We start from the raw sequence: 18,827 nt of genomic DNA, 5'->3' as shown, positions 1-18,827 counted from the left end.
ATAGCGTGCCGCAAGCCGCCCGCGATGGGAAGGCGGGCGTCGACCCAGATATGTTCTGCGAGTCATCCAGCGGCGCCACCACCTGCCGGATGCTCAGGTCTGGTGACAGGTCGATCCGAGACGCCGCATGCTCTTCGAAGCAATCTTCGGAATATCCCGTCAATACAACACGTTGTCGATAGGGCGGAGATTGCACTCAAAACGTATGACCAAGGGGCTTGGCGTAGATTCACATCACAAAAGATGGTGGGTGGATGGCGCCCGCTTCGGTTGGCGTTGTTCTCGACGTGACTGTCAGACAAAGACCGCACTCAATATCGCCCTATGGCCCAGCTTCACACGCAAGGGACTACCGCAGGGATGGCAGCCCGCCATCACTGCATGCACAGGTAGGGGGGATAGCGCCGCAGAATGCCTCGCTCGAGCTACGCCCCAGCGGTCTGCGGACACCGGCAAAGCCTATCCAGCGCAGGCGCAGCTAGCGCATACTTCGTATTCTGCGATGGGCCACTGCAGCAGACCTCTTTCCGTCAGATGCGCCAGGGAAGCAGGCAATTCCGATGCTCTCCTACCCGGCAGCTCTATTTGAGTAGAATCTGTGATGACTCTGAAAGATCACTTTGGGTTGCTGGCTTCCTACAATCAGTGGATGAACTCGAAGGTTTATGAAGCTGCGAGTCTCCTCTCTGCCAACGATCTAGCCATGGATCGAGGCGCCTTTTTCGATTCCATTCTGGGAACCCTGAACCATATCCTCGTTGCCGACACTATCTGGCTCAAGCGGTTTGCCGAGCATCCCGCCTGCCTGACCTCGCTGCGCGAGGTGGTTGACCTGGCGCATCCGACCGGCCTGGATCAGATTCTCTTCGACGATATCGAGCGTCTGTCTGAGCGCCGGGTTTGGTTGGACCAGAAGATCATCGGTTGGATAGCCGGTTTGTCTGACGATGATCTGGATATCGTCCTCACCTATCGCAATAGCCAGGGGATGACTTTCCACAAGCGGTATTCGAGCCTGGTTCTTCATTTTTTCAATCATCAAACCCACCATCGCGGCCAGGCATCTACCTTGTTGTCACAGGCCGGCAAGGATGTTGGCGTCACTGATCTGCTGGCTCTGATTCCGAATGACATTGAGGTATGACCCGCCGCGTTGGTCGGGCGATATTTCCAGCGCTGCACGACCCCAAGATCGCCGCAAGGCTGCGCGTTATTTTTGATCGCTAGGCCGTCACCTGAAGCGTCGTCAGCGGTCAATCGCGCCGGAGATGCGCTCGAGCACAGACAGTGTGGTCTCGAGTTCCGCCTGGGTGATGCCTGCCGAGCATGTCTTGGCCCAGCCCGACTGCTTTTCATACAGCTTCGAATAGACCGTTTTTCCGAGGTCCGAGAGGCTGATCAGTCTTGCGCGCTTATGCCCCGGATTGTCTTGGAATAACAGAAGGTCATCCTCCTGCATGGCATCCACGAGGCGCTGTACGGCTTGCCGTGTCAGCCCCATGCTTCTGGCGATCTGCGGCACGGTTTGCGGTTCACCCGCCAGGGAAAGGGCACCCAGGATCTTCCATCGGGCACTGGTGATGCCATATTCCGCCCCCATGCGGTCGCCCTCACTGACGAGGAGCCCGCCGAGCTTGAAGACTTCGAGAACAATCTCGGTGAACACCGGGCCTTTCTGAGCGTCGCTCATCGGCGATTCCTCCGGCAGTTTGACAACATGTTGACAACCTTGGTTGCCACTCGCATGATGACAACATGTTACCAATCGCTCCTCCCGGAGGAAACCAGAATGCTCATGCTCCATCGGCTGGCAGCCACCCTCGCCATCTTGTGCATTGCCACGTTCTTCTCCGCGACGGTTCTCGTCGAGCTGTTCGGCACGGCAGCATCCATCGCGACCGTCAAAAGCCTCGTCGTGTGGCCAGGCTTGTGGGTGCTGGTGCCCGCCATTGCCTTGACCGGCGGTAGCGGTTTTGCCTTGGCGAAATCCAGAAGTGGGAAGCTCGTACGACGCAAGAAGATGAGAATGCCCTTTATTGCCATCAATGGCTTATTGGTGCTCATTCCCTGCGCCGTGTTTCTCGATCGCTGGGCATCCGCTGGCGCTTTCGATACCGCTTTCTACCTGGTGCAAGGCGCGGAATTGCTGGCCGGTGCGACCAATCTCGTCTTGATGGGCATGAACATGCGAGACGGTTTCAAGATGAGCGGTAGGTTTAGACGCTCAACGTTGGCTAACCGCTAGCGCTGCTTTCCAACGGGCGCGACCGCTTCAGCTAGCCGTGATCAGTATGGGGACCCAGTACGCGACTTGGGGTAGTGGCCTGCCGACGGGTAGGGCGTGTGAAAACTGCACTGAAATGGAGAGCGCTGGTCATTTTGATGCCAGCTTTACAAGTGCTACCGATTCGGGGCTCCGACCCAGCGGATTTTTCCGTGCAGCGATCAGGGATTCTGACATACGCAAGCAAGACGTCTTTTCTTTCGCCGATTGTCCATTTCATGCCTTGAAACCCGGCGCTGCTGTGGTGCGTCGACAGAGGCGGGATGGGGTTGATCGAGAGTCCGGATCGATAACGAATTAAATATAAAAATCAATGGGATGAGTGGTTTTTCGACATATTGGCACGGCGCTTGCCATGGGTTGTTCAGGACGTCACGAGTGTGATGCGAACAACCTTTCGGCGGAGAGCACAGTGCAATGACCTACAAACGACGGGATTTCATCAAGACGGGTGCCGGAGCGCTGGTGGGCCTGGCCGCGGCGCCGATGGTTGCGCGCGGTGCGCAGGCGCAGCAAGTTCACTGGCGCATGACCGGCGCCTATCCCGCAGGGGCGCCTTTCTATTCCGCCGGGCCGGGATCGGCCAGCGATTTTGCCAAGCGGGTCGAAGCGGCATCCGGTGGCCGAATGAAGATCGACTTCTTCCCGGCCGGTGAGCTGGTGCCGGCGTTGGGCGGTTTCGATGCGGTACGCAGTGGCACCGTGCAGATGAACTGGGGGAACTCGTTCTTCTGGTCGGGGCGCTCTTTCGCCGCGCAATATTTCACCGCCGTCCCCTTTGGCATGGACGTCATGATGGTCAACGCCTGGCTCTACCACGGCGGCGGGCAGGCACTGTGGGACGAGGTCTATGCCGACTTCGGGCTCAAGGCGTTGCCGGTCGGCAATACCGGCATGCAGATGACCGGCTGGTTCAAGAAGCCGCTCGAGAACATCGACAGCTTCAAAGGGTTGCGCATGCGCATCGCCGGCCTGTCGGCGAAGGTCTACGAGCAGTTGGGCGTCAATGTCAAGGTGTTGCCCGGTGGTGAGATCTTCCCGGCACTGGAGCGTGGTGTCATCGATGCCGCCGAATTCGTCGGCCCCTATCTCGACCGGCAGTTGGGCCTGCAAAATGCCGCCAGCAACTACTACACCCCCGGTTGGCACGAGCCCTCCAACGTGTCGGAGCTGCTGATCAATGCCAGCGCCTGGGAGCAGTTGCCGGACGACCTCAAGGCCGTCGTGCAGAACTGCGCTGCTGCCTGCAACGAGATCAGCTTCGCCTGGTGCAATGCCAACAACTCCGAAGCGCTCAATGACCTGACCCAGAATCAGGGCGTGACGGTACGCCAGCTACCCGACGGCGTCTTGCCCAGACTGCGCGAAGTGACCATGGATACCCTGTCGGCAGAGGCCGCCAAGGACCCCATGGTCGCCAAGGTCAATACCGCCTACTTCGACTTCATGAAGACGGCGAAATCCTGGCTGGATGTCAGCGAGAAGGTCGTTCTCAACCTCGATCTCTGAGCCGGGAATCATCCGCTTCGGCGAGTCTCTGGCCGAGCGTCGGCCGGGGCTCGCTCTCTCGTTGTCCAGGGGATATTGACGTCATGACTACGATGGAAACCGATCGCGGCAGCCAGCCGTTCGCGCTCGGCCTGGTCCGTTGCCTGCGCGGTCTGGATCGCGGCATGGAGCGGCTGGGTCGCGCCACGGCATGGCTGACGCTAGCGCTGGTGCTGATGGTGGCTGGCGATGTGCTGTTCCGCTACGTCTGGCACGTGGGGTCCGTGGCCGAGCAGGAGCTGCAGTGGCATCTACTGGCGGTCATCGCGATGATCAGCGCCTCTTACACCTTCCAGCAGAACGAGCACGTGCGGGTCGATATTTTCTATCAGTACTACAGCCCGCGTGCCCGGCAGGTTCTCGACATCATCATCTCGCTGCTGATCGTCGTGCCGAGCATGCTGTTCCTGGCCTGGATGTGCCTGGATTTTGTCTATCAGTCCTGGTCGTTAAATGAAGGCTCTCCCGATCCCGGTGGGCTACCGGCTCGCTACGTGATCAAGGCCTTCGTGCCGCTCGGCTTTGCCCTGGTGGCATGGCAGGGCCTCGTGCGGGGCCTGCTCGACCTGATCACGCTGATGGCGGGACACTCGCCGGAGGTGCGTGATGGGGCTTGAGATGATGGCCGTCGGCATGGTGCTGGCGCTCTTTGCCTTGTTGCTGATCGGCATCCCGGTGCCGTTTGCCCTGGCCGCCAGCGGTATCGTGTTCGGGGTGTTCGGTTTCGGGACCTCGCTGTTCGGGCTCCTGCCGCTGCGTGTCTATGGGGTCGTCACCAACTACACCTTGCTCGCCATTCCGCTGTTCGTATTCATGGGCGTGATGCTGGAGAAGTCGCGGCTGGCCGAGCGCATGCTCGATGTCATCGGCCATGTCGCCGGTGCGCGCCCGGGCGGCATGACGGTTGCCATCATCATCGTCGGCGTGCTGATGGGGGCTTCCACCGGCATCGTGGCGGCTACCGTCGTCACCGTCGGGTTGATCAGCCTGCCGACGCTGCTGGCGCGCCAGTACAACAAGGCGCTGGCCTGCGGCACGATCTGTGCGGCCGGCACCCTCGGTCAGATCATTCCACCCAGCCTGGTGCTGATCGTACTTGCGGACATCTCCGGCGAGTCCGTCGGCACGCTGTTCGCGGGCGCCTTGATCCCGGGGCTGCTGCTGTCCGGACTCTACGTGCTCTATCTGGTGATCATGGCCAAGCTGAAGCCGGACACGATGCCGCCGATCGATGCCGCTGAACGCGCGACGGTCGACAACCGCACGCTGATGATCGATCTGGCCAAGGTGGTCGCGCCACCGCTGGTGCTGATCGTGCTGGTGCTCGGGTCGATCATCGGGGGTGTGGCGGCGCCCACGGAGGCGGCGTCAGTCGGCGCGATCGGTGCCATCGTGCTGGTGGCCTGCACCGGTCGATTGACTCGGAGAGTGATGAGCGACACCGTCATCTCGACTTTCAAGATCACCGGCATGACGCTGTTCGTGCTGATCGCTGCGCAGGTCTTCAGCCTGGCGTTCCGGGGGCTGGGCGGCGATCGACTGATCGATTCGCTGTTCGAGTTTCTGCCCGGTGGGGTCTGGGGCGGTATTCTGTTCATGATGGCGCTGGTCTTCCTGCTGGGATTCTTTCTCGACTGGATCGAGATCTCCTACATCGTGATGCCGCTGCTGCTGCCCTATTTTCAGGCCCAGGGGGTCGATCTCGCCTGGCTCTGCATTCTGGTGGCGATGAACCTGCAGACCTCGTTTCTGACCCCGCCGTTCGGATGGTCGCTGTTCTACCTCAAGGGGGTGGCGCCACCAGAGATCTCCACGCGGGATATCTATGTCGGCGTGCTGCCGTACATCGGCATCCAGTTCCTGACGTTGGCGCTGCTATGCCTGATGCCTGCGCTGGTCACCTGGCTGCCCAAGGCGATCGGCTGGTGATCCGCCAGGGCGGGTGCCCAGTGGCCGGCGTTTCGGTCAATACCTTGGATACAGGGAGCATCACGATCCATGCAGAGTAATGCCAAGCCCAGTCGCGGCATGGTCGTCGCGCCTCACTATCTGGCTGCTCAGGCCGGCCGCGATATCCTGCGTGAGGGCGGCAATGCCATCGAGGCAATGGTGGCGGCGGCATCGACCATCGCCACCGTCTATCCGCACATGAACTCGATCGGCGGCGATGGCTTCTGGCTCATCTCCGAACCCGGCAGGACACCGGTCGCCATCGAGGCCTGTGGCGCCGCCGCGCAGTTGGCGGATACGGATTATTACGCCGGGCAGGCCGGCATTCCCGCCCGCGGTCCGCTGGCCGCCTTGACCACGGCGGGGACGGTGGGGGGGTGGGAGATGGCCCTCGCGCATTCGCGCCGCTGGGGGGGCACGTTGCCGCTGTCACGGCTGTTCGAGGCGGCGATCACCCATGCGCGTCAGGGAGTTCCCGTGACACGGGGGCAGGCGGCACTGACGGCGGCCAAGCTCGGCGAGCTGGCGGACGTTCCCGGGTTTGCCGGCCATCTGCTTAGCGAGGGCGCGGCGCCGCAGCAGGGCGAGACGTTTCGTCAACCGACCCTGGCCTCGACCTTCGAACGGCTGGCGCACGCCGGCCTGGGGGATTTCTATCGGGGCGAGCTGGGAATGGCCATGGGCGAGGAGCTGGAGCGATTCGGCAGCCCGCTGCGCCGGGCCGATCTCGCCGGCTACGCGCCGCGGGCGGTCACACCGCTGTCGCTGAGCCTCAAGCAGGGGCAGGTGTGGAATCTACCGCCGCCCACGCAAGGCGTCTCCTCACTGATGATCCTGGGGCTCTTCGAGCGTCTGAAAATCGCTGAAGCCGAGGGGTTCGATTACGTTCATGCCCTCGTCGAGTCCACCAAGCAGGCGTTTCTGGTGCGAGATCGGCATGTGACCGATCCCCGCTGGATGGACGTCGATCCACTCGACCTGCTGGCAGACGCTACTCTGGATCGGTTGGCGGCGCGGATCGATCCGGCCCGTGCGCTGGCCTGGCCGCACGCAGGCGAACCTGGCGATACCATCTGGATGGGGTGTATCGACGGTGAGGGGCGGGCGGTGAGCTTCATTCAGAGTACCTTCTGGGAGTTCGGTTCCGGCGTGGTATTACCCTCCACCGGGGTACTGTGGCAGAACCGGGGGATCGGCTTTTCACTCGATCCGCAGGCGCGTCAGGCGCTGGTGCCCGGGCGCAGGCCGTTCCATACACTCAACCCGGCCCTGGCGCGGCTCAACGACGGCCGAACCATGGTCTACGGCACCATGGGCGGCGAAGGGCAGCCGCAGACCCAGTCGGCGGTCTTCACGCGGCACGTGGTCTACGGTCAGCCGCTGCAGCAGGCCGTCGATGCGCCGCGCTGGTTGCTGGGGAGAACCTGGGGGGAGGGCACGACGTCACTCAAGCTGGAGTCGCGCTTCGATCCGACGCTGATCGCGGCCTTGCGCCAGGCTGGCCATCAGGTGGATGTCATCGACGCCTACAGTGACACCATGGGGCATGCTGGCGGCATCACTCGCCATGCCGACGGGCGCCTGGAGGGCGGTGCGGACCCGCGCAGCGACGGCAGTGTCGAGGGCGATTGATGGCGCGCCCCTGCAGCACTCAGATCTTGGCGCCGCCGCGCCCGTGTTTGACGCGGGACATCAGCGTGGTGCAGTTCACCGAGATGACCTCCTGGCGGCCCAGGATATGTTCGCGGGCGAAACGATCGAAGGTCTCCTGACTGTCCGTCAGCGTATGCATATGGAGACTGCGAAGATCGCTCATGATGTAGAGGTTGATGACCTCGTGGCACTCCGCCAGCTCGGCTGCCATCGCCTCGATGGCGTAGGGCGCGACCTTCAGGTCGACGAAGGTCGAGATGATCTTGCCGAGCTTCGACGGGTTGACCACGGCGGTGAACTGTTCGATGACACCGCTTTCCACCAGCAACTGCACCCGATCGCGAGCGTGGGCCCGTGAAATGTCGAGCTCGCGGGCCATGTCCGCATAGGACATGCGGCCATCCTTGAGCAGCAGATTGAGCAGGGCGTTATCGAGTTTGTTCATGGCGGGCAGGCGTCGGTGCGTCGATTGGGACCGACTCAACATACGCTCGCTCGAGACTTTCGGATAGCCCGGGCGGGCGTCTCCTCTCCTTCGCGCGGGCACGCGGTGATCCGCATGGAAGTTGCCTCATGCGTGATGACCAGGTGGCGGTTGATCAGTCGAGGCCATATCCCCCAATGGCCGGGCCAGCAGCTCCGAGACCACTCCCGGCATGAACTCCCGAGGCAGGGTGATGGCGTAGAAGTTCTCGAACACGTTGGGGAGCTGCTCCAGGCGCGTCAGCCGCGCCTGCTGCAGCTCGTCCTTGACCACCACCTCCGGCAGCACGCTCAGCGCGCCGCTGTCGCGGGCCAGCAGGCGCAGCATCGCCATGTCGTCGGCTTCGGCGAGGATCTTCGGCCGGTATTGGTAGAGGCTGCAGTGGCCATCGAAGGCGCGGCGAATCTCGTGGTGCTCGCCGGGCAGTATCCAACGGCTCTCATCGAAGCCGGTGGGGAAGGGTGTGCCCGGGGCGGTGCCGGGCGGGCCGATGATTGAGAGCGGCTGGCGCGCCAGTAGCTGGCTCTGCCAGGCAGCGGCCTGCGAATGCGACGAGGGTAGCTGGGTATTGGTGAGCACCACGTCGAATTCGTGACGGGCCAGGCCATCCAGCAGGTCGGCCATGCCGCGGGCGTGCAGGCTGAAGTGCACCCGCTGTTCGGGCTGATGGAGCAGCGGGGCGACGAAGCTCTCGATGAAGTTACGCGACATGGTGGAGAGGGTGCCGATGCGCAGGCGCTGGTACTCGGGCTCGATACCACGGCTGATCAGCGACTCCAGCTCCTCGCCCTTGGTGAAGATCGCCTCCGCGTAGTTGAACACCCGGCGGCCCGCCTCGGTCAGCACCAGAGCGCGGTTGCGGCGCTCGAACAGCGGCTTGTCCATCCGTTCTTCCAGCTTGCGGATCTGCGCCGAGAGCGCGCTCTGCGACAGGTGCAGCGAGTCCGCCACCTGGGTCAGCTTGCCTTCCCGGGCCACGCGCCAGAAGTAGTAGAGGTGATGATAGTTGAGGCGGCTCATTCCGTTCTCTTTTGTAGAACTGTTCTTCAATTAATATCTATTTTAATTAAAAATCGCTTCGCCGGATACTGCACGCTTCCTGGATCAGCGGAGCCTGCCCATGCACGGCAACGAGCCATTTTTCACCTTCCTGCTTACCCTGGTGCCGCTCGTCCTGGCGCTGGGGGCCGTGGTCAGCGCTCGCGGCTCAACCGCGCGGGCCTGGCGTATCGGCCAGATCACCACCTGCGCCAGCGTGCTGCTGGCAGCCGCGCTGCTGGCGCTGGGGCTGGTACACGGCCTGCCGGCGCTCGCCGGCTGGTGGCAGAGCGGCGTGCTGCAGCTGTGCATGCTGGCGCTGGCCAACTTCATCGCTTTCGTGGTGGTGCGCTACAGCGCGACCTATCTGCAGGGCGAGCCGCGCCAGCGGCGTTTCGTCACCCTCGTTCAGGCGCTCTTCGCCGCGGTCAGCGTGGCGGTGCTCAGCGATCATCTGCTGCTGTTCCTGTTCGCCTGGCTGGGCATCAGCCTGGCCATGCATCAGCTGCTGATGTTCTACCCGGACCGCCCGCGTGCGGCCCAGGCAGCGCACAAGAAGTTCCTCTTCGCCCGCGCCGCCGAGCTCTGCGCCGCAGCCGCTTTCCTCATTCTCTACCTGGAGCACGATAGCGCGCGGATCAGCGTCATCACCGCCGCCTATGCCGTGCCCGGCCACGCCCTGAGCCTCGCCGATCACGCCGCGGCCTGCCTGATCGGGCTGGCGGCGCTGATCAAGTGCGCCCAGCTACCGCTGCACGGCTGGCTGATCCAGGTGGTCGAGGCGCCGACCCCGGTGTCGGCGACGCTGCACGGTGGGGTGATCAACCTCGGTGGCTACCTGCTGCTGCTGTTCTCGCCGCTGCTGCTGCAGTCGGCGCCGGCCCAGGCGCTGGTGCTGGCGGTGGCCGGCGTCAGCAGCGTGCTGGCGGCGCTGGTGATGATGACCCGCGTCAGCGTCAAGGTGCGCCTGGCCTGGTCGACCAGCGCCCAGATGGGCCTGATGCTGGTCGAGATCGCCCTCGGGCTGACCGAACTGGCGTTGCTGCACCTGCTCGCCCACTCCTGCTACAAGGCCTACGCCTTCCTCAGCTCCGGTGAGGCGGTGGCCGAGGATCTGCTGCGTCGCCAGGCCCCGGCTCGCAGCCCCTCGCCGGGCCAGTGGCTCGCGGCCTTTCTGATCAGCGCCGCGCTGGTGAGCACGGTGGTGGTGCTAGCACGCAGCCTCAGTACGTCGCCTGCCTTCGCCGCCTACAGCCCCTGGGTGCTGGTCACCCTGGCGCTGAGCGTGATGCTGGCCGAGCGCCGCAGTGAGCGCAGCGCGGGCGCCCTCGGCAGCTTCCTCGGCCTGGCCGTGCTGGTGGTGCTCGCCTATGTCGGCCTCAAGACGCTGTTCGTCACGCTGCTGCCCGCCACCGGGCGCAGTGTCTCGCCCTGGGCGGATCTGTGGGTGAGCGTGCTGTTCGTGCTGCTCTTCGCCGGCTACTGGCTGCAGCGCCATGGGCTGCACTACCGCGCCTCGCAGACGCTCAACCGCTACTGCTACGCCGGCTTCTACCTCGATGAGTGGGTCACCCGTAACACCCTCAAGCTCTGGCCCCACGCGCTGCCCGGCCGAATCAAGGCCAAGCACCTCCACACCGTCTCTCGCGGGAGTTCCCTATGATGAGTCTCGATACCTCTCGAACCGCACGGCTGGCCGACACGAGCGACGTCGCGCCGCTCACCGAGCCCCAGATCGCGGCGCTGGATCGCGCCTGCGCACGCATCGCCCCGAGCTGGCCGCTGGATCGGTTGATTGCGGTGAGCCCCTACTGGACCCAGCGCGGTGAAGACGCCGCCACGGTCTCGGCGCGCCTCTCGGCGCTGGGCAATGTCCACGGCCTGATGCCGCCGAGCCACTACCTGGCGGCGTGGCAGCGCGGCGAGATCACCGAGGCGCATCTGAGTGAGGCCGCCGCAAGGCTCGACTACCATGGCCCCTACCGCAATCTGCTTGCGGTGGTCGACGAGCTGAGCCGGCTGCCCCACTGGCACAACATCAGCGATTTGATCGATGCCCGTCGTGACCGTCAGCACCAGATGGCCTGGCGCGACGAGATCACCCATCAGATCAGCCAGTTCTGCGCCGCCTACTATCAGGCGGACGGGCCGCTCAACGCCGAGCGCCTGCACGCGCCCCGCGACATGCGGCTCTATCAGCACTGGCGCGAGATGACCCTCGAGGATCGCGGCATCGCCATCCTGATGGGCGAACCGCGGCTGCGGCGCTACTTCCAGACCCTGCCGGAGAGCGAAGAGGGGCTGTTCCAGGCGGCCATCGCCGAGCTGGATGTCGCCACCGGTCATCTCGAGAGCTACGCCCAGGCGCTGCTGCTCGATATCAATGGCTGGGCCAGCTGGGTCGCCTATCAGGATTGGCAGCAGGGGCTGGATGCCTCCGCCGGTGAGGGTCAGGAGGAGACTCAGCGCCAGGGCCAGTTCGCGCGGCCTCCTTCGGACATGCGCAGCCTGCTGGCGATCCGCCTGGCTTGGGAGCTGGTGCTGTGGCGCTATACCGGGGCGGAGCAGCCAGAACAGGCCGAGCGCCTGAACCGACTGTGGCACGCCGAGCTGGTGGCGCTGCCGACGCGTATCGAGCGCCACCAGCGTGCACAGCAGCCGCTATGGGTGTGGCAGCTCGCCAGTGAAATCGCCTACCAGCAGCCGCTGCATCATGCGCTGCGGCAGGCCGCGGGTGTGGCTTCAGACAGTACGCAGACGCCGCGGCTGCAGGCGGTGTTCTGCATCGATGTGCGCTCCGAGCCGATGCGCCGGGCGCTGGAGCGGCAGAGCCCGGCGATCCAGACGCTGGGCTTCGCCGGCTTCTTCGGCCTGCCGCTGGCGCACCAGCAGGGTGGTACCGCGCTGGCCCAGCCGCATCTGCCGGGGCTGCTGGCACCGCAGGTGATGCTCAAGAGCGAGCCGAACACGGGGACGACACACACCGCGCAACGGTTGAACTGGCAGGCACGCCTGCAGGAGTGGAGCCGCACGGCGAGTGCCAGCTTCACCGCGGTGGAAGCGGGCGGACTGCTCTACGCCGGCAAGCTGCTGCGCCGCTCGCTGGAGGCCAAGGCCCGGCGCCAGCCCCTCGCTATGGATACGCTGAGCTGGCACTGGCGCGCCAGCGGTGAGGCCCTGAGCCTGGCCGACAAGGCCGCGCTCGCCCGCAGCGTGCTGGTGGGCATGGGGCTGACCGACCACATCGCCTCGCGGGTACTGCTGGTGGGGCACGGCAGCCACAGCAGCAATAACCCGCACGCTGCGGGGCTCGAGTGCGGCGCCTGCGGCGGCCAGTCCGGGGAAGTCTCGGTACGCGCCCTGGCGCGGCTGCTCAACGAACCCGCGCTGCGCGAGGCGCTGGCCGAAGACGGGTTGGTCATCCCCGAGGAGACGCGCTTCGTGCCGGCGCTGCACCACACCATCACCGACCGACTCGAACTGCTGGAGGCCGAGACGGACGCCCAGGTGCTGGGTGAAGAGATGCGTACCTGGCTCCAGCGGGCCGGCGAGCAGGCCCGGCGCGAGCGCGCCCCGCAGCTCGGCCTCGCGGCCGATACGCCCGAACTTGAGCAGACCCTGGACCGCCGCGGCGCCGACTGGTCGCAGACCCGCCCGGAGTGGGGGCTGGCCAACAACGCCAGCTTCATCGCCGCCCCGCGGCGCTGCACCGCGCTGCTCGATCTCGCCGGGCGCAGCTTCCTGCACGACTACGACTGGTGCACGGACAGCGACTTCGCCCGGCTGGAAGCGATCATGACCGCACCGCTGGTGGTCGCCCACTGGATCAACATGCAGTACAACGCCTCGGTCACCGACAACCGCAAGTTCGGCAGTGGCAACAAGGTGCTGCATAACGTGGTCGGCGGGCATATCGGCGTGTTCGAAGGCAACGGCGGCGATCTACGTATCGGCCTGCCGCTGCAGTCGCTGCACGACGGCGAGCGCTGGCGCCACGAACCGCTGCGCCTGAGCGCCTACCTCGCCGCGCCCCCGGAAGCCATCGCCGAGATCGTCGCGCGCCACGAGGTGTTGACCTCGCTGACGCACAATGGCTGGCTGCATCTGTTCGCGCTGGATGACCGGAGCGGAGAGGTTCTGGCCTATCGTGGCGGGCAGTGGGTCAGTAGCTAAAGGTAAGATTCGGCTAGAAAACTCGCCGCATCAGAGAAAGCCCCGGGTCGAACCACTGGCTCGGGGCTTTTCTCTTTTGGGACGTTTTCACTGAGTTGGCATCCGCTTGCGTGGTGGAGTCCCCGGGGGCTGAATCTCAAAGCGGCGAATGGTGCTTCTAATGCGACTCACAGTGTTTTGCATCCGTCATGATGGGTGAATAATCTTGTTGTTCAAGACCTCTTGCATGGCCAGGTGGAATGGTCTCTTAGCTGAATGCTAGCACTACTGCATGGATGGCAAGCCGCCATCACCCATGCCCAGGTAGGGGCGGTAGCGTGGCCAGGCATTAGGTTCTCTCGGTACGCTGGCTGTAGCGTTTACCCGCATGATGCCTTTACACGATCCATCAGCTCGGGAGTTTTGCTCTGCGCATCCATAAGCTGGTGCCTAGGGTTTTGTGTTTATAGACAGTATCGTTGGGATTGAAAAGTTGCGAGGGCGCGCGAATTCGGCATAGGTAGCCGAGCTGTTTAGAGAAAACTTTGTTACCAATGAGTTAGGTGGATGGTGGGGCGCTCGTGAACTCGCGTTGCTGTGCTGCGCTTTAAGTTCTAATTGGAATTGATGATGAATATTAAAACCGTGGAAAAAGCAGAGTATCCAAGGCTGCTGGAGGTTTGGGAAGCGTCGGTGAGAGAAACTCACGATTTTTTGCAAGAAGAAGATCTTCAGGAGTTAAAGCCGCTGATCTTAGAGCAGTATTTTGACGCCGTTGATTTAAGGTGTGCCAAAAACAGTAACGGTGAAATACTGGGGTTCTGCGGTGTACGTGATGGCAACATTGAAATGCTGTTCATTTCACCTGATGCACGCGGCAAAGGTGGCGGGGCTTTGTTGGCGGCCTATGCGGTCAAGTACCAAGGTGCTACCAAAGTCGATGTTAATGAACAGAATAAGCAGGCGCTAGGTTTTTACCAGCATATTGGCTTTTCTGTAACGGGCCGTTCACCAGTTGATGGACAAGGCAAGCCTTATCCACTGCTGCACATGACGCTATGAATTTGACAAATTCAGGTGGTCGAACGTGTGCTACGCTGCGCTCCGTACCCGCCGCAACTGCAAGCGTCATAGCGAAACTGAAATACAGCAAGATTCGGGTCGGCAGCAGTCGTTCGTCCTCCTAACATAGCTCCTGTCGGGCATGTGCCCTTTTATAGCGAGCAGAGCTAGGAGGAATGACTGATGCCTACACTTGCTAACAAGGTTGCTATCGTAACTGGCGCCAGCACCGGTATTGGCTACGCAGCCGCGAAGCTTTTTGCGAGAGAAGGGGCTGCCGTAGTGGTGGCTGCAAGGCGACAGAAAGAGCTTGATGACCTGGTGGACCTAATCAATACGGAAGGCGGAAAGGCACTGGCACTAGTCGGTGATGTTGGCGAAGAAGCGTTTGCCAAAGCTTTGGTAGATAAGGCTGTAAGTCATTTTGGCGCTTTGGATATTGCTTTTAACAATGCTGCCATTCTCGGGGCTATGGGCCCTGTCCCGGAGATGTCGCTCACGGATTGGAATCAAGTTATTGCGAACAACTTGACCAGCGCATTTTTGGGCGCAAAGTACCAGCTGCCCGCTATGGCTGCCCGAAAAGGAGGTTCTTTAATTTTTACCTCCACCTTCGTTGGTTACACTGCAGGCATGCCAGGCATGCCAGGCATGGCTGCCTACGCCGCCAGCAAGGCTGGCCTTATTGGATTGACCCAGGTGCTGGCGTCAGAGCATGGGCCCCAGAATATCCGGGTCAATGCCCTTCTGCCCGGTGGTACTGATACGCCAGCGGGACGTGAATTTGCCAGCACGCCAGAAGCAGTGGCGTTTGTGCATAACCTGCATGCTCTCAAGCGTATGGCGACACCTGATGAAATCGCTCAATCCGCACTGTACTTAGCATCCGATGCCTCCAGCTTCACCACGGGGTCTGCAATGCTGGTCGATGGCGGTGTGTCTATAAATCGTGTCTGAGAGGCCTCGCCATGTCAGACTATGACCGAATCGCAGGTGCTATGGCCTATTTGGTTGATCGGGCAGTGGATCAGCCCAGCCTGGAAGAGATAGCCGCCCATGTGCATCTGAGTCCGTATCACTTTCAAAGGCTGTTTTGTCGGTGGGCGGGTACTACGCCGAAGCGCTTTTTACAGGTTCTGACATTGGAACGGGGCAAAGGATTGCTGGACAATTCCCGCTCCTTGCTTGATGTTTCACATGAGCTTGGATTGAGCGGCAGTTCAAGGTTGCACGATCACTTTGTGCAGCTAGAAGCAGTCACACCCGGCGAGTATAAAAATCGAGGTAAGGAGTTACAGATCGAGTATGGAGTACATCCGACCCCTCTGGGGCCCATGTTCGTAGCCGTAACCCAGCGTGGCGTTTGCCGGGCAGCGTTTATGGACTTCAATGGCATGGAGGAGTTGCTGGATGACTTGCATAACGATTGGCCTCTGAGTTCGATCAGAGAAAGCTTGGCATCCACGCGACACGTTATTGATGCCTTTTTTAGCAGTAAGACAGCTTCCGGACAGGGTCCGCTGTCGCTTCATGTGACCGGGACAAATTTCCAGATAGCCGTATGGCGTGCCTTGTTGAAAATACCATCGGGTGCTGTGGCCAGCTATGCCGAAGTGGCCAGATCACTCGGCGTCCCTAGGTCGGCAAGGGCCGTTGGTAACGCCATCGGCGCAAATCCCGTTGCTTTGCTGATCCCCTGCCACCGGGTTATTCAGCAGAGTGGTGCGTTGGGCGGGTACCGCTGGGGACCAACCAAGAAGCTCATGGTACAAACATGGGAGAAAATGCGTGATGAACCGGTTGCGCTATAACAATGCCATGCAACCGACGCTCATATCTCGCTCGGCTGATGGCGGGCGCCATGATTTCGCTATTGGCCATTGGGCGTCTGCGCCCACGGCGCCCTGGTCTATCTTGTCTTTCATCGCCAGAGAACGGTGCGTTCACGCCGAGATGAAAGGAACCCGACCCTTATGAGTTGCATCTTTTGCGACATCGTCGCCGGCCGGGCGCCGGCCCACCGTATCTGGGAAGACGAGTCGCACCTGGCTTTTCTCTCCATTTTCCCCAATACCGAGGGGTTTTCGGTGGTGATCCCCAAGGCGCATCACGGCAGCTATGCCTTCGAACAGGAAGATGCGGTGCTGCGCGAGCTGATCGTGGCGACCAAGCAGGTGGCCAGGCGGCTGGATCGGGCGCTGGAGGGCGTGGCCCGCTGCGGCATGTTCTTCGAGGGCTACGGCGTCGATCATCTCCACGCCAAGCTGTTCCCCATGCATGGCACGGGGGACGACGCCGCGTTCAAACCGGTCGAGTCCAGGGTCGACAAGTACTTCGACGTCTACGAAGGATATCTCTCCTCCCATGACTACCGGCGTGCCGATGATGCCGGGCTGGCAGCGCTTGCCGCCCGGATTCGTGCCACCGGCGCCGCGGAGTGAGCGGCGGGGAACCGCCTTCCCATGGCGCCGGCCAACCTGTAACTTGGCGTCATCACCGCCTGGGCCCGGGCACCCGGGAACCCTCGAGGCTCCAATTTCCAATCTCCTTCAACCGGGAACCCTTCATGCAGACACCCGTGACCGCCTTGCCCGCCGCCGCCCGTCAACCGTGGCGGTGGCTATTGCTGCTGGTATTGATGTTGTCGCTCTCCGGCTGCGGCATCAACAACATTCCGACCCTGGACGAGAAGGTGAAGTCGGCCTGGTCCCAGGTCGAGAACCAGTATCAGCGTCGCGCAGACCTGGTGCCCAACCTGGTGGAGACGGTCAAGGGCTTCGCCAGCCAGGAGCGGGAGACGCTGACGGCGGTCGTCGAGGCGCGGGCCAAGGCGACCTCGATCCAGGTCGACGCCGATACGCTGAACGATCCCCAGCAACTGCAGCAGTTCCAGCAGGCCCAGAGCCAGCTGACTGGGGCGCTGAGCCGGCTGATGGCGGTTTCCGAGCGCTATCCCGATCTGAAGTCGAACCAGAACTTCCTGGCGCTGCAGTCGCAACTGGAAGGCACCGAGAATCGGATCGCGGTGGCACGTCGCGATTTCATCCAGGCGGTAGAGGCGTACAACACCGAAATTCGGACCTTCCCCGGCAAGATCTGGCATAGCGTGCTCTACAGCGATATGCCGATTCGCGAGAACTTCGAAGCCACCGCGGAGAACGCCGACCAGGCGCCCAAGGTGGAGTTCTGATGCGCTGTCCGACGCGACGAACGTACACGCGTTTCATCTCGCTGACGCTGGGCCTCTGGCTACTGGCATTTGCGTTGCTCGCCCAGGCGGCCCCGGACTTTCCCGAATTGACCGGGCGCGTCGTCGACAACGCCGATCTGCTGGATGCCTCGACCCGCGATCGGCTGACCGAGATGCTCGCGGCCCATGAGGAGGCGACCGGCGAGCAGCTCGTCGTGGTGACGCTGCCGAACCTTCAGGGAGAGGCCATCGAGGACTACGGCTATCAGCTCGGCCGCCACTGGGGTATCGGCCAGCAGGGCGAGGATAACGGCGCGCTGCTGATCGTCGCCGTGGACGAACGCGCCGTTCGAATCGAAGTGGGTTACGGCCTCGAGGGCCGGCTGACCGATGCCCGGTCTTCCGCGATCATCAACCAGACCATCACCCCGGCATTTCGCAAGGGGGATTACGCCGGTGGGATCGTGGGTGGCGTTCAGGCGATGATCGCAGCGCTCGGCGGCGACGCCCAGGCCGAGGCGGCTCCGCCGCCCCAGCCCGCCCAGCAGGAATCCCGTCACCTGGGTGGTGCCGGGATCTGGTTCGGGCTGCTGTTCTTCATCGTCATGCTGATCGTACGTGGTGGTGGCGGCGGTGGTGGACGCGGCGGCAGACGGCGTCGGCGCGGAGGCGCTATGGGCGGCGTGCTGCTGGGCGGCGCTCTCGGCGGTTCCGGCGGCTTCGGCGGCGGTGGTGGTTTCGGTGGCGGCGGCTTCGGCGGCGGCGGTGGTGGTTTCGGCGGCGGCGGCGCGTCCGGTGGCTGGTAGACGACAGGATAACGACAGCATGGCTTTATTGAGTGAAAGCGAACAGCGGCAAGTCGGCGACGCGATCACGCGGATCGAGCGCGACACCGATGCCGAGGTCGTCACCGTCCTGGCGCGTCAGGCCGACGATTACACCTATATTCCGCTGCTGTGGGCCGGACTGACGGCGCTCATCGTCCCCGGCGCGCTGAGCGTCATCGCCAGTTGGCTGGGGTGGCTGGGCGGGACCAGCGCCTGGTATCTGCTGCTGGCGCAGTGGCTGGTCTTCATCGTGCTGGCGGTGGTGTTCCGGCTGCCGCCGGTGCTGACGCGACTGATTCCGCGGCATGTGCGTTTCTGGCGCGCCTCCAACCTGGCCAGGCGCCAGTTCCTGGAGCAGAACCTGCATCACACCGAGGCGGGTACCGGCATGCTGATCTTCGTCTCCGAGGCCGAGCGCTACGTCGAGATCCTCGTCGATCGAGGCATCTCGGCACGCTTGAGCGACGATACCTGGCAGGCGATCGTCGAGGCGTTCACCGCTCGCGTCAAAGCCGGCGAGACGTTGCAGGGCTTTCTCGACTGCATCGATAGCTGTGGCGAGCTGCTCGAGGCCCATGTGCCGGCGACCCACGAGCGCAATGAACTGCCCAACCGGCTCATCGTGCTCGACTGAGTGCC

Annotated in this window: 18 protein-coding genes; 15 read left to right on the top strand and 3 right to left on the bottom strand. The window is 62.8% G+C overall.

From position 1 onward, the window contains the following. The first annotated feature begins 601 nt into the window (after positions 1–601). Positions 602–1,144: a DinB family protein gene (locus DOM45_RS06380; protein WP_110598676.1), complete on the top strand. Its 543-nt coding sequence runs from the start codon at positions 602–604 to the stop codon at positions 1,142–1,144. A 102-nt stretch (positions 1,145–1,246) separates the two neighbouring features. Here the strand turns inward: DOM45_RS06380 and DOM45_RS06375 are convergent, their stop codons facing one another. Beyond that, positions 1,247–1,690, bottom strand: a complete 444-nt coding sequence (locus DOM45_RS06375; RefSeq protein WP_110598675.1) for a MarR family winged helix-turn-helix transcriptional regulator — start codon at positions 1,688–1,690, stop codon at positions 1,247–1,249. Between the two features lie 99 nt (positions 1,691–1,789). Here DOM45_RS06375 and DOM45_RS06370 point away from each other — a divergent pair, with 99 nt between their 5' ends. From DOM45_RS06370 to DOM45_RS06350, 5 genes are all read left to right on the top strand, one after another. Next, the gene (locus DOM45_RS06370) at positions 1,790–2,245 is read left to right on the top strand and encodes a hypothetical protein (RefSeq protein WP_110598674.1); all 456 of its coding nucleotides are present in this window, start codon (positions 1,790–1,792) and stop codon (positions 2,243–2,245) included. A 456-nt stretch (positions 2,246–2,701) separates the two neighbouring features. Beyond that, the gene (locus DOM45_RS06365; RefSeq protein ID WP_110598673.1) at positions 2,702–3,793 is read left to right on the top strand and encodes a TRAP transporter substrate-binding protein; all 1,092 of its coding nucleotides are present in this window, start codon (positions 2,702–2,704) and stop codon (positions 3,791–3,793) included. 83 nt (positions 3,794–3,876) lie between these two features. Further along, positions 3,877–4,449 carry a TRAP transporter small permease subunit gene (locus tag DOM45_RS06360; RefSeq protein ID WP_110598672.1) on the top strand — a complete coding sequence of 191 codons (573 nt, stop codon included), beginning with the start codon at positions 3,877–3,879 and terminating at the stop codon, positions 4,447–4,449. Next, the gene (locus DOM45_RS06355; protein ID WP_110598671.1) at positions 4,439–5,761 is read left to right on the top strand and encodes a TRAP transporter large permease; all 1,323 of its coding nucleotides are present in this window, start codon (positions 4,439–4,441) and stop codon (positions 5,759–5,761) included. The genes DOM45_RS06360 and DOM45_RS06355 overlap by 11 nt, the downstream gene beginning before the upstream one ends. A gap of 69 nt (positions 5,762–5,830) precedes the next feature. Next, complete coding sequence (locus tag DOM45_RS06350; RefSeq protein ID WP_110598670.1) at positions 5,831–7,414, top strand: gamma-glutamyltransferase family protein; 1,584 nt, start codon at positions 5,831–5,833, stop codon at positions 7,412–7,414. A gap of 19 nt (positions 7,415–7,433) precedes the next feature. On the opposite strand, the gene DOM45_RS06345 is transcribed toward DOM45_RS06350, so the two are convergent. After that, positions 7,434–7,880 carry an Lrp/AsnC family transcriptional regulator gene (locus DOM45_RS06345; protein WP_110599010.1) on the bottom strand — a complete coding sequence of 149 codons (447 nt, stop codon included), beginning with the start codon at positions 7,878–7,880 and terminating at the stop codon, positions 7,434–7,436. A gap of 126 nt (positions 7,881–8,006) precedes the next feature. Then, on the bottom strand, positions 8,007–8,939 hold the full coding sequence (locus tag DOM45_RS06340; protein WP_110598669.1) for a LysR family transcriptional regulator: 933 nt from the start codon (positions 8,937–8,939) through the stop codon (positions 8,007–8,009). Positions 8,940–9,039: 100 nt separating this feature from the next. On the opposite strand from DOM45_RS06340, the gene DOM45_RS06335 reads away from it, so the two are divergent. The 9 genes from DOM45_RS06335 (at position 9,040) to DOM45_RS06295 (ending at position 18,822) form a co-directional block, all read left to right on the top strand. Continuing rightward, positions 9,040–10,620: an NADH-quinone oxidoreductase subunit L gene (locus DOM45_RS06335; RefSeq protein ID WP_110598668.1), complete on the top strand. Its 1,581-nt coding sequence runs from the start codon at positions 9,040–9,042 to the stop codon at positions 10,618–10,620. Continuing rightward, the gene (locus DOM45_RS06330; protein ID WP_110598667.1) at positions 10,617–13,130 is read left to right on the top strand and encodes a YbcC family protein; all 2,514 of its coding nucleotides are present in this window, start codon (positions 10,617–10,619) and stop codon (positions 13,128–13,130) included. Before DOM45_RS06335 ends, DOM45_RS06330 begins: the two co-directional genes overlap by 4 nt. A 609-nt stretch (positions 13,131–13,739) precedes the next feature. Continuing rightward, complete coding sequence (locus DOM45_RS06325) at positions 13,740–14,171, top strand: acetyltransferase (RefSeq protein WP_110598666.1); 432 nt, start codon at positions 13,740–13,742, stop codon at positions 14,169–14,171. Between the two features lie 183 nt (positions 14,172–14,354). Then, on the top strand, positions 14,355–15,128 hold the full coding sequence (locus DOM45_RS06320) for an SDR family oxidoreductase (RefSeq protein ID WP_110598665.1): 774 nt from the start codon (positions 14,355–14,357) through the stop codon (positions 15,126–15,128). An 11-nt stretch (positions 15,129–15,139) separates the two neighbouring features. Beyond that, positions 15,140–15,982 carry a bifunctional transcriptional activator/DNA repair enzyme AdaA gene (locus DOM45_RS06315; RefSeq protein WP_110598664.1) on the top strand — a complete coding sequence of 281 codons (843 nt, stop codon included), beginning with the start codon at positions 15,140–15,142 and terminating at the stop codon, positions 15,980–15,982. A 162-nt stretch (positions 15,983–16,144) separates the two neighbouring features. Further along, positions 16,145–16,612, top strand: a complete 468-nt coding sequence (locus tag DOM45_RS06310; RefSeq protein ID WP_110598663.1) for an HIT family protein — start codon at positions 16,145–16,147, stop codon at positions 16,610–16,612. A 125-nt stretch (positions 16,613–16,737) separates the two neighbouring features. Next, the gene (locus DOM45_RS06305) at positions 16,738–17,361 is read left to right on the top strand and encodes a LemA family protein (RefSeq protein WP_110598662.1); all 624 of its coding nucleotides are present in this window, start codon (positions 16,738–16,740) and stop codon (positions 17,359–17,361) included. After that, positions 17,361–18,167, top strand: coding sequence for a TPM domain-containing protein (locus DOM45_RS06300; protein ID WP_110598661.1), 807 nt, complete (start codon positions 17,361–17,363; stop codon positions 18,165–18,167). The genes DOM45_RS06305 and DOM45_RS06300 overlap by 1 nt, the downstream gene beginning before the upstream one ends. Before the next feature lie 19 nt (positions 18,168–18,186). Then, positions 18,187–18,822: a TPM domain-containing protein gene (locus DOM45_RS06295; protein WP_110598660.1), complete on the top strand. Its 636-nt coding sequence runs from the start codon at positions 18,187–18,189 to the stop codon at positions 18,820–18,822. Positions 18,823–18,827: the final 5 nt, after the last annotated feature.

Origin of the sequence: Salinicola lusitanus, assembly GCF_003206045.1 — a bacterium.
Taxonomy (GTDB): domain Bacteria; phylum Pseudomonadota; class Gammaproteobacteria; order Pseudomonadales; family Halomonadaceae; genus Salinicola; species Salinicola lusitanus.
Note: the sequence above shows the minus strand (reverse complement) of the source record. Positions and strands in the feature narration are given on the sequence as shown.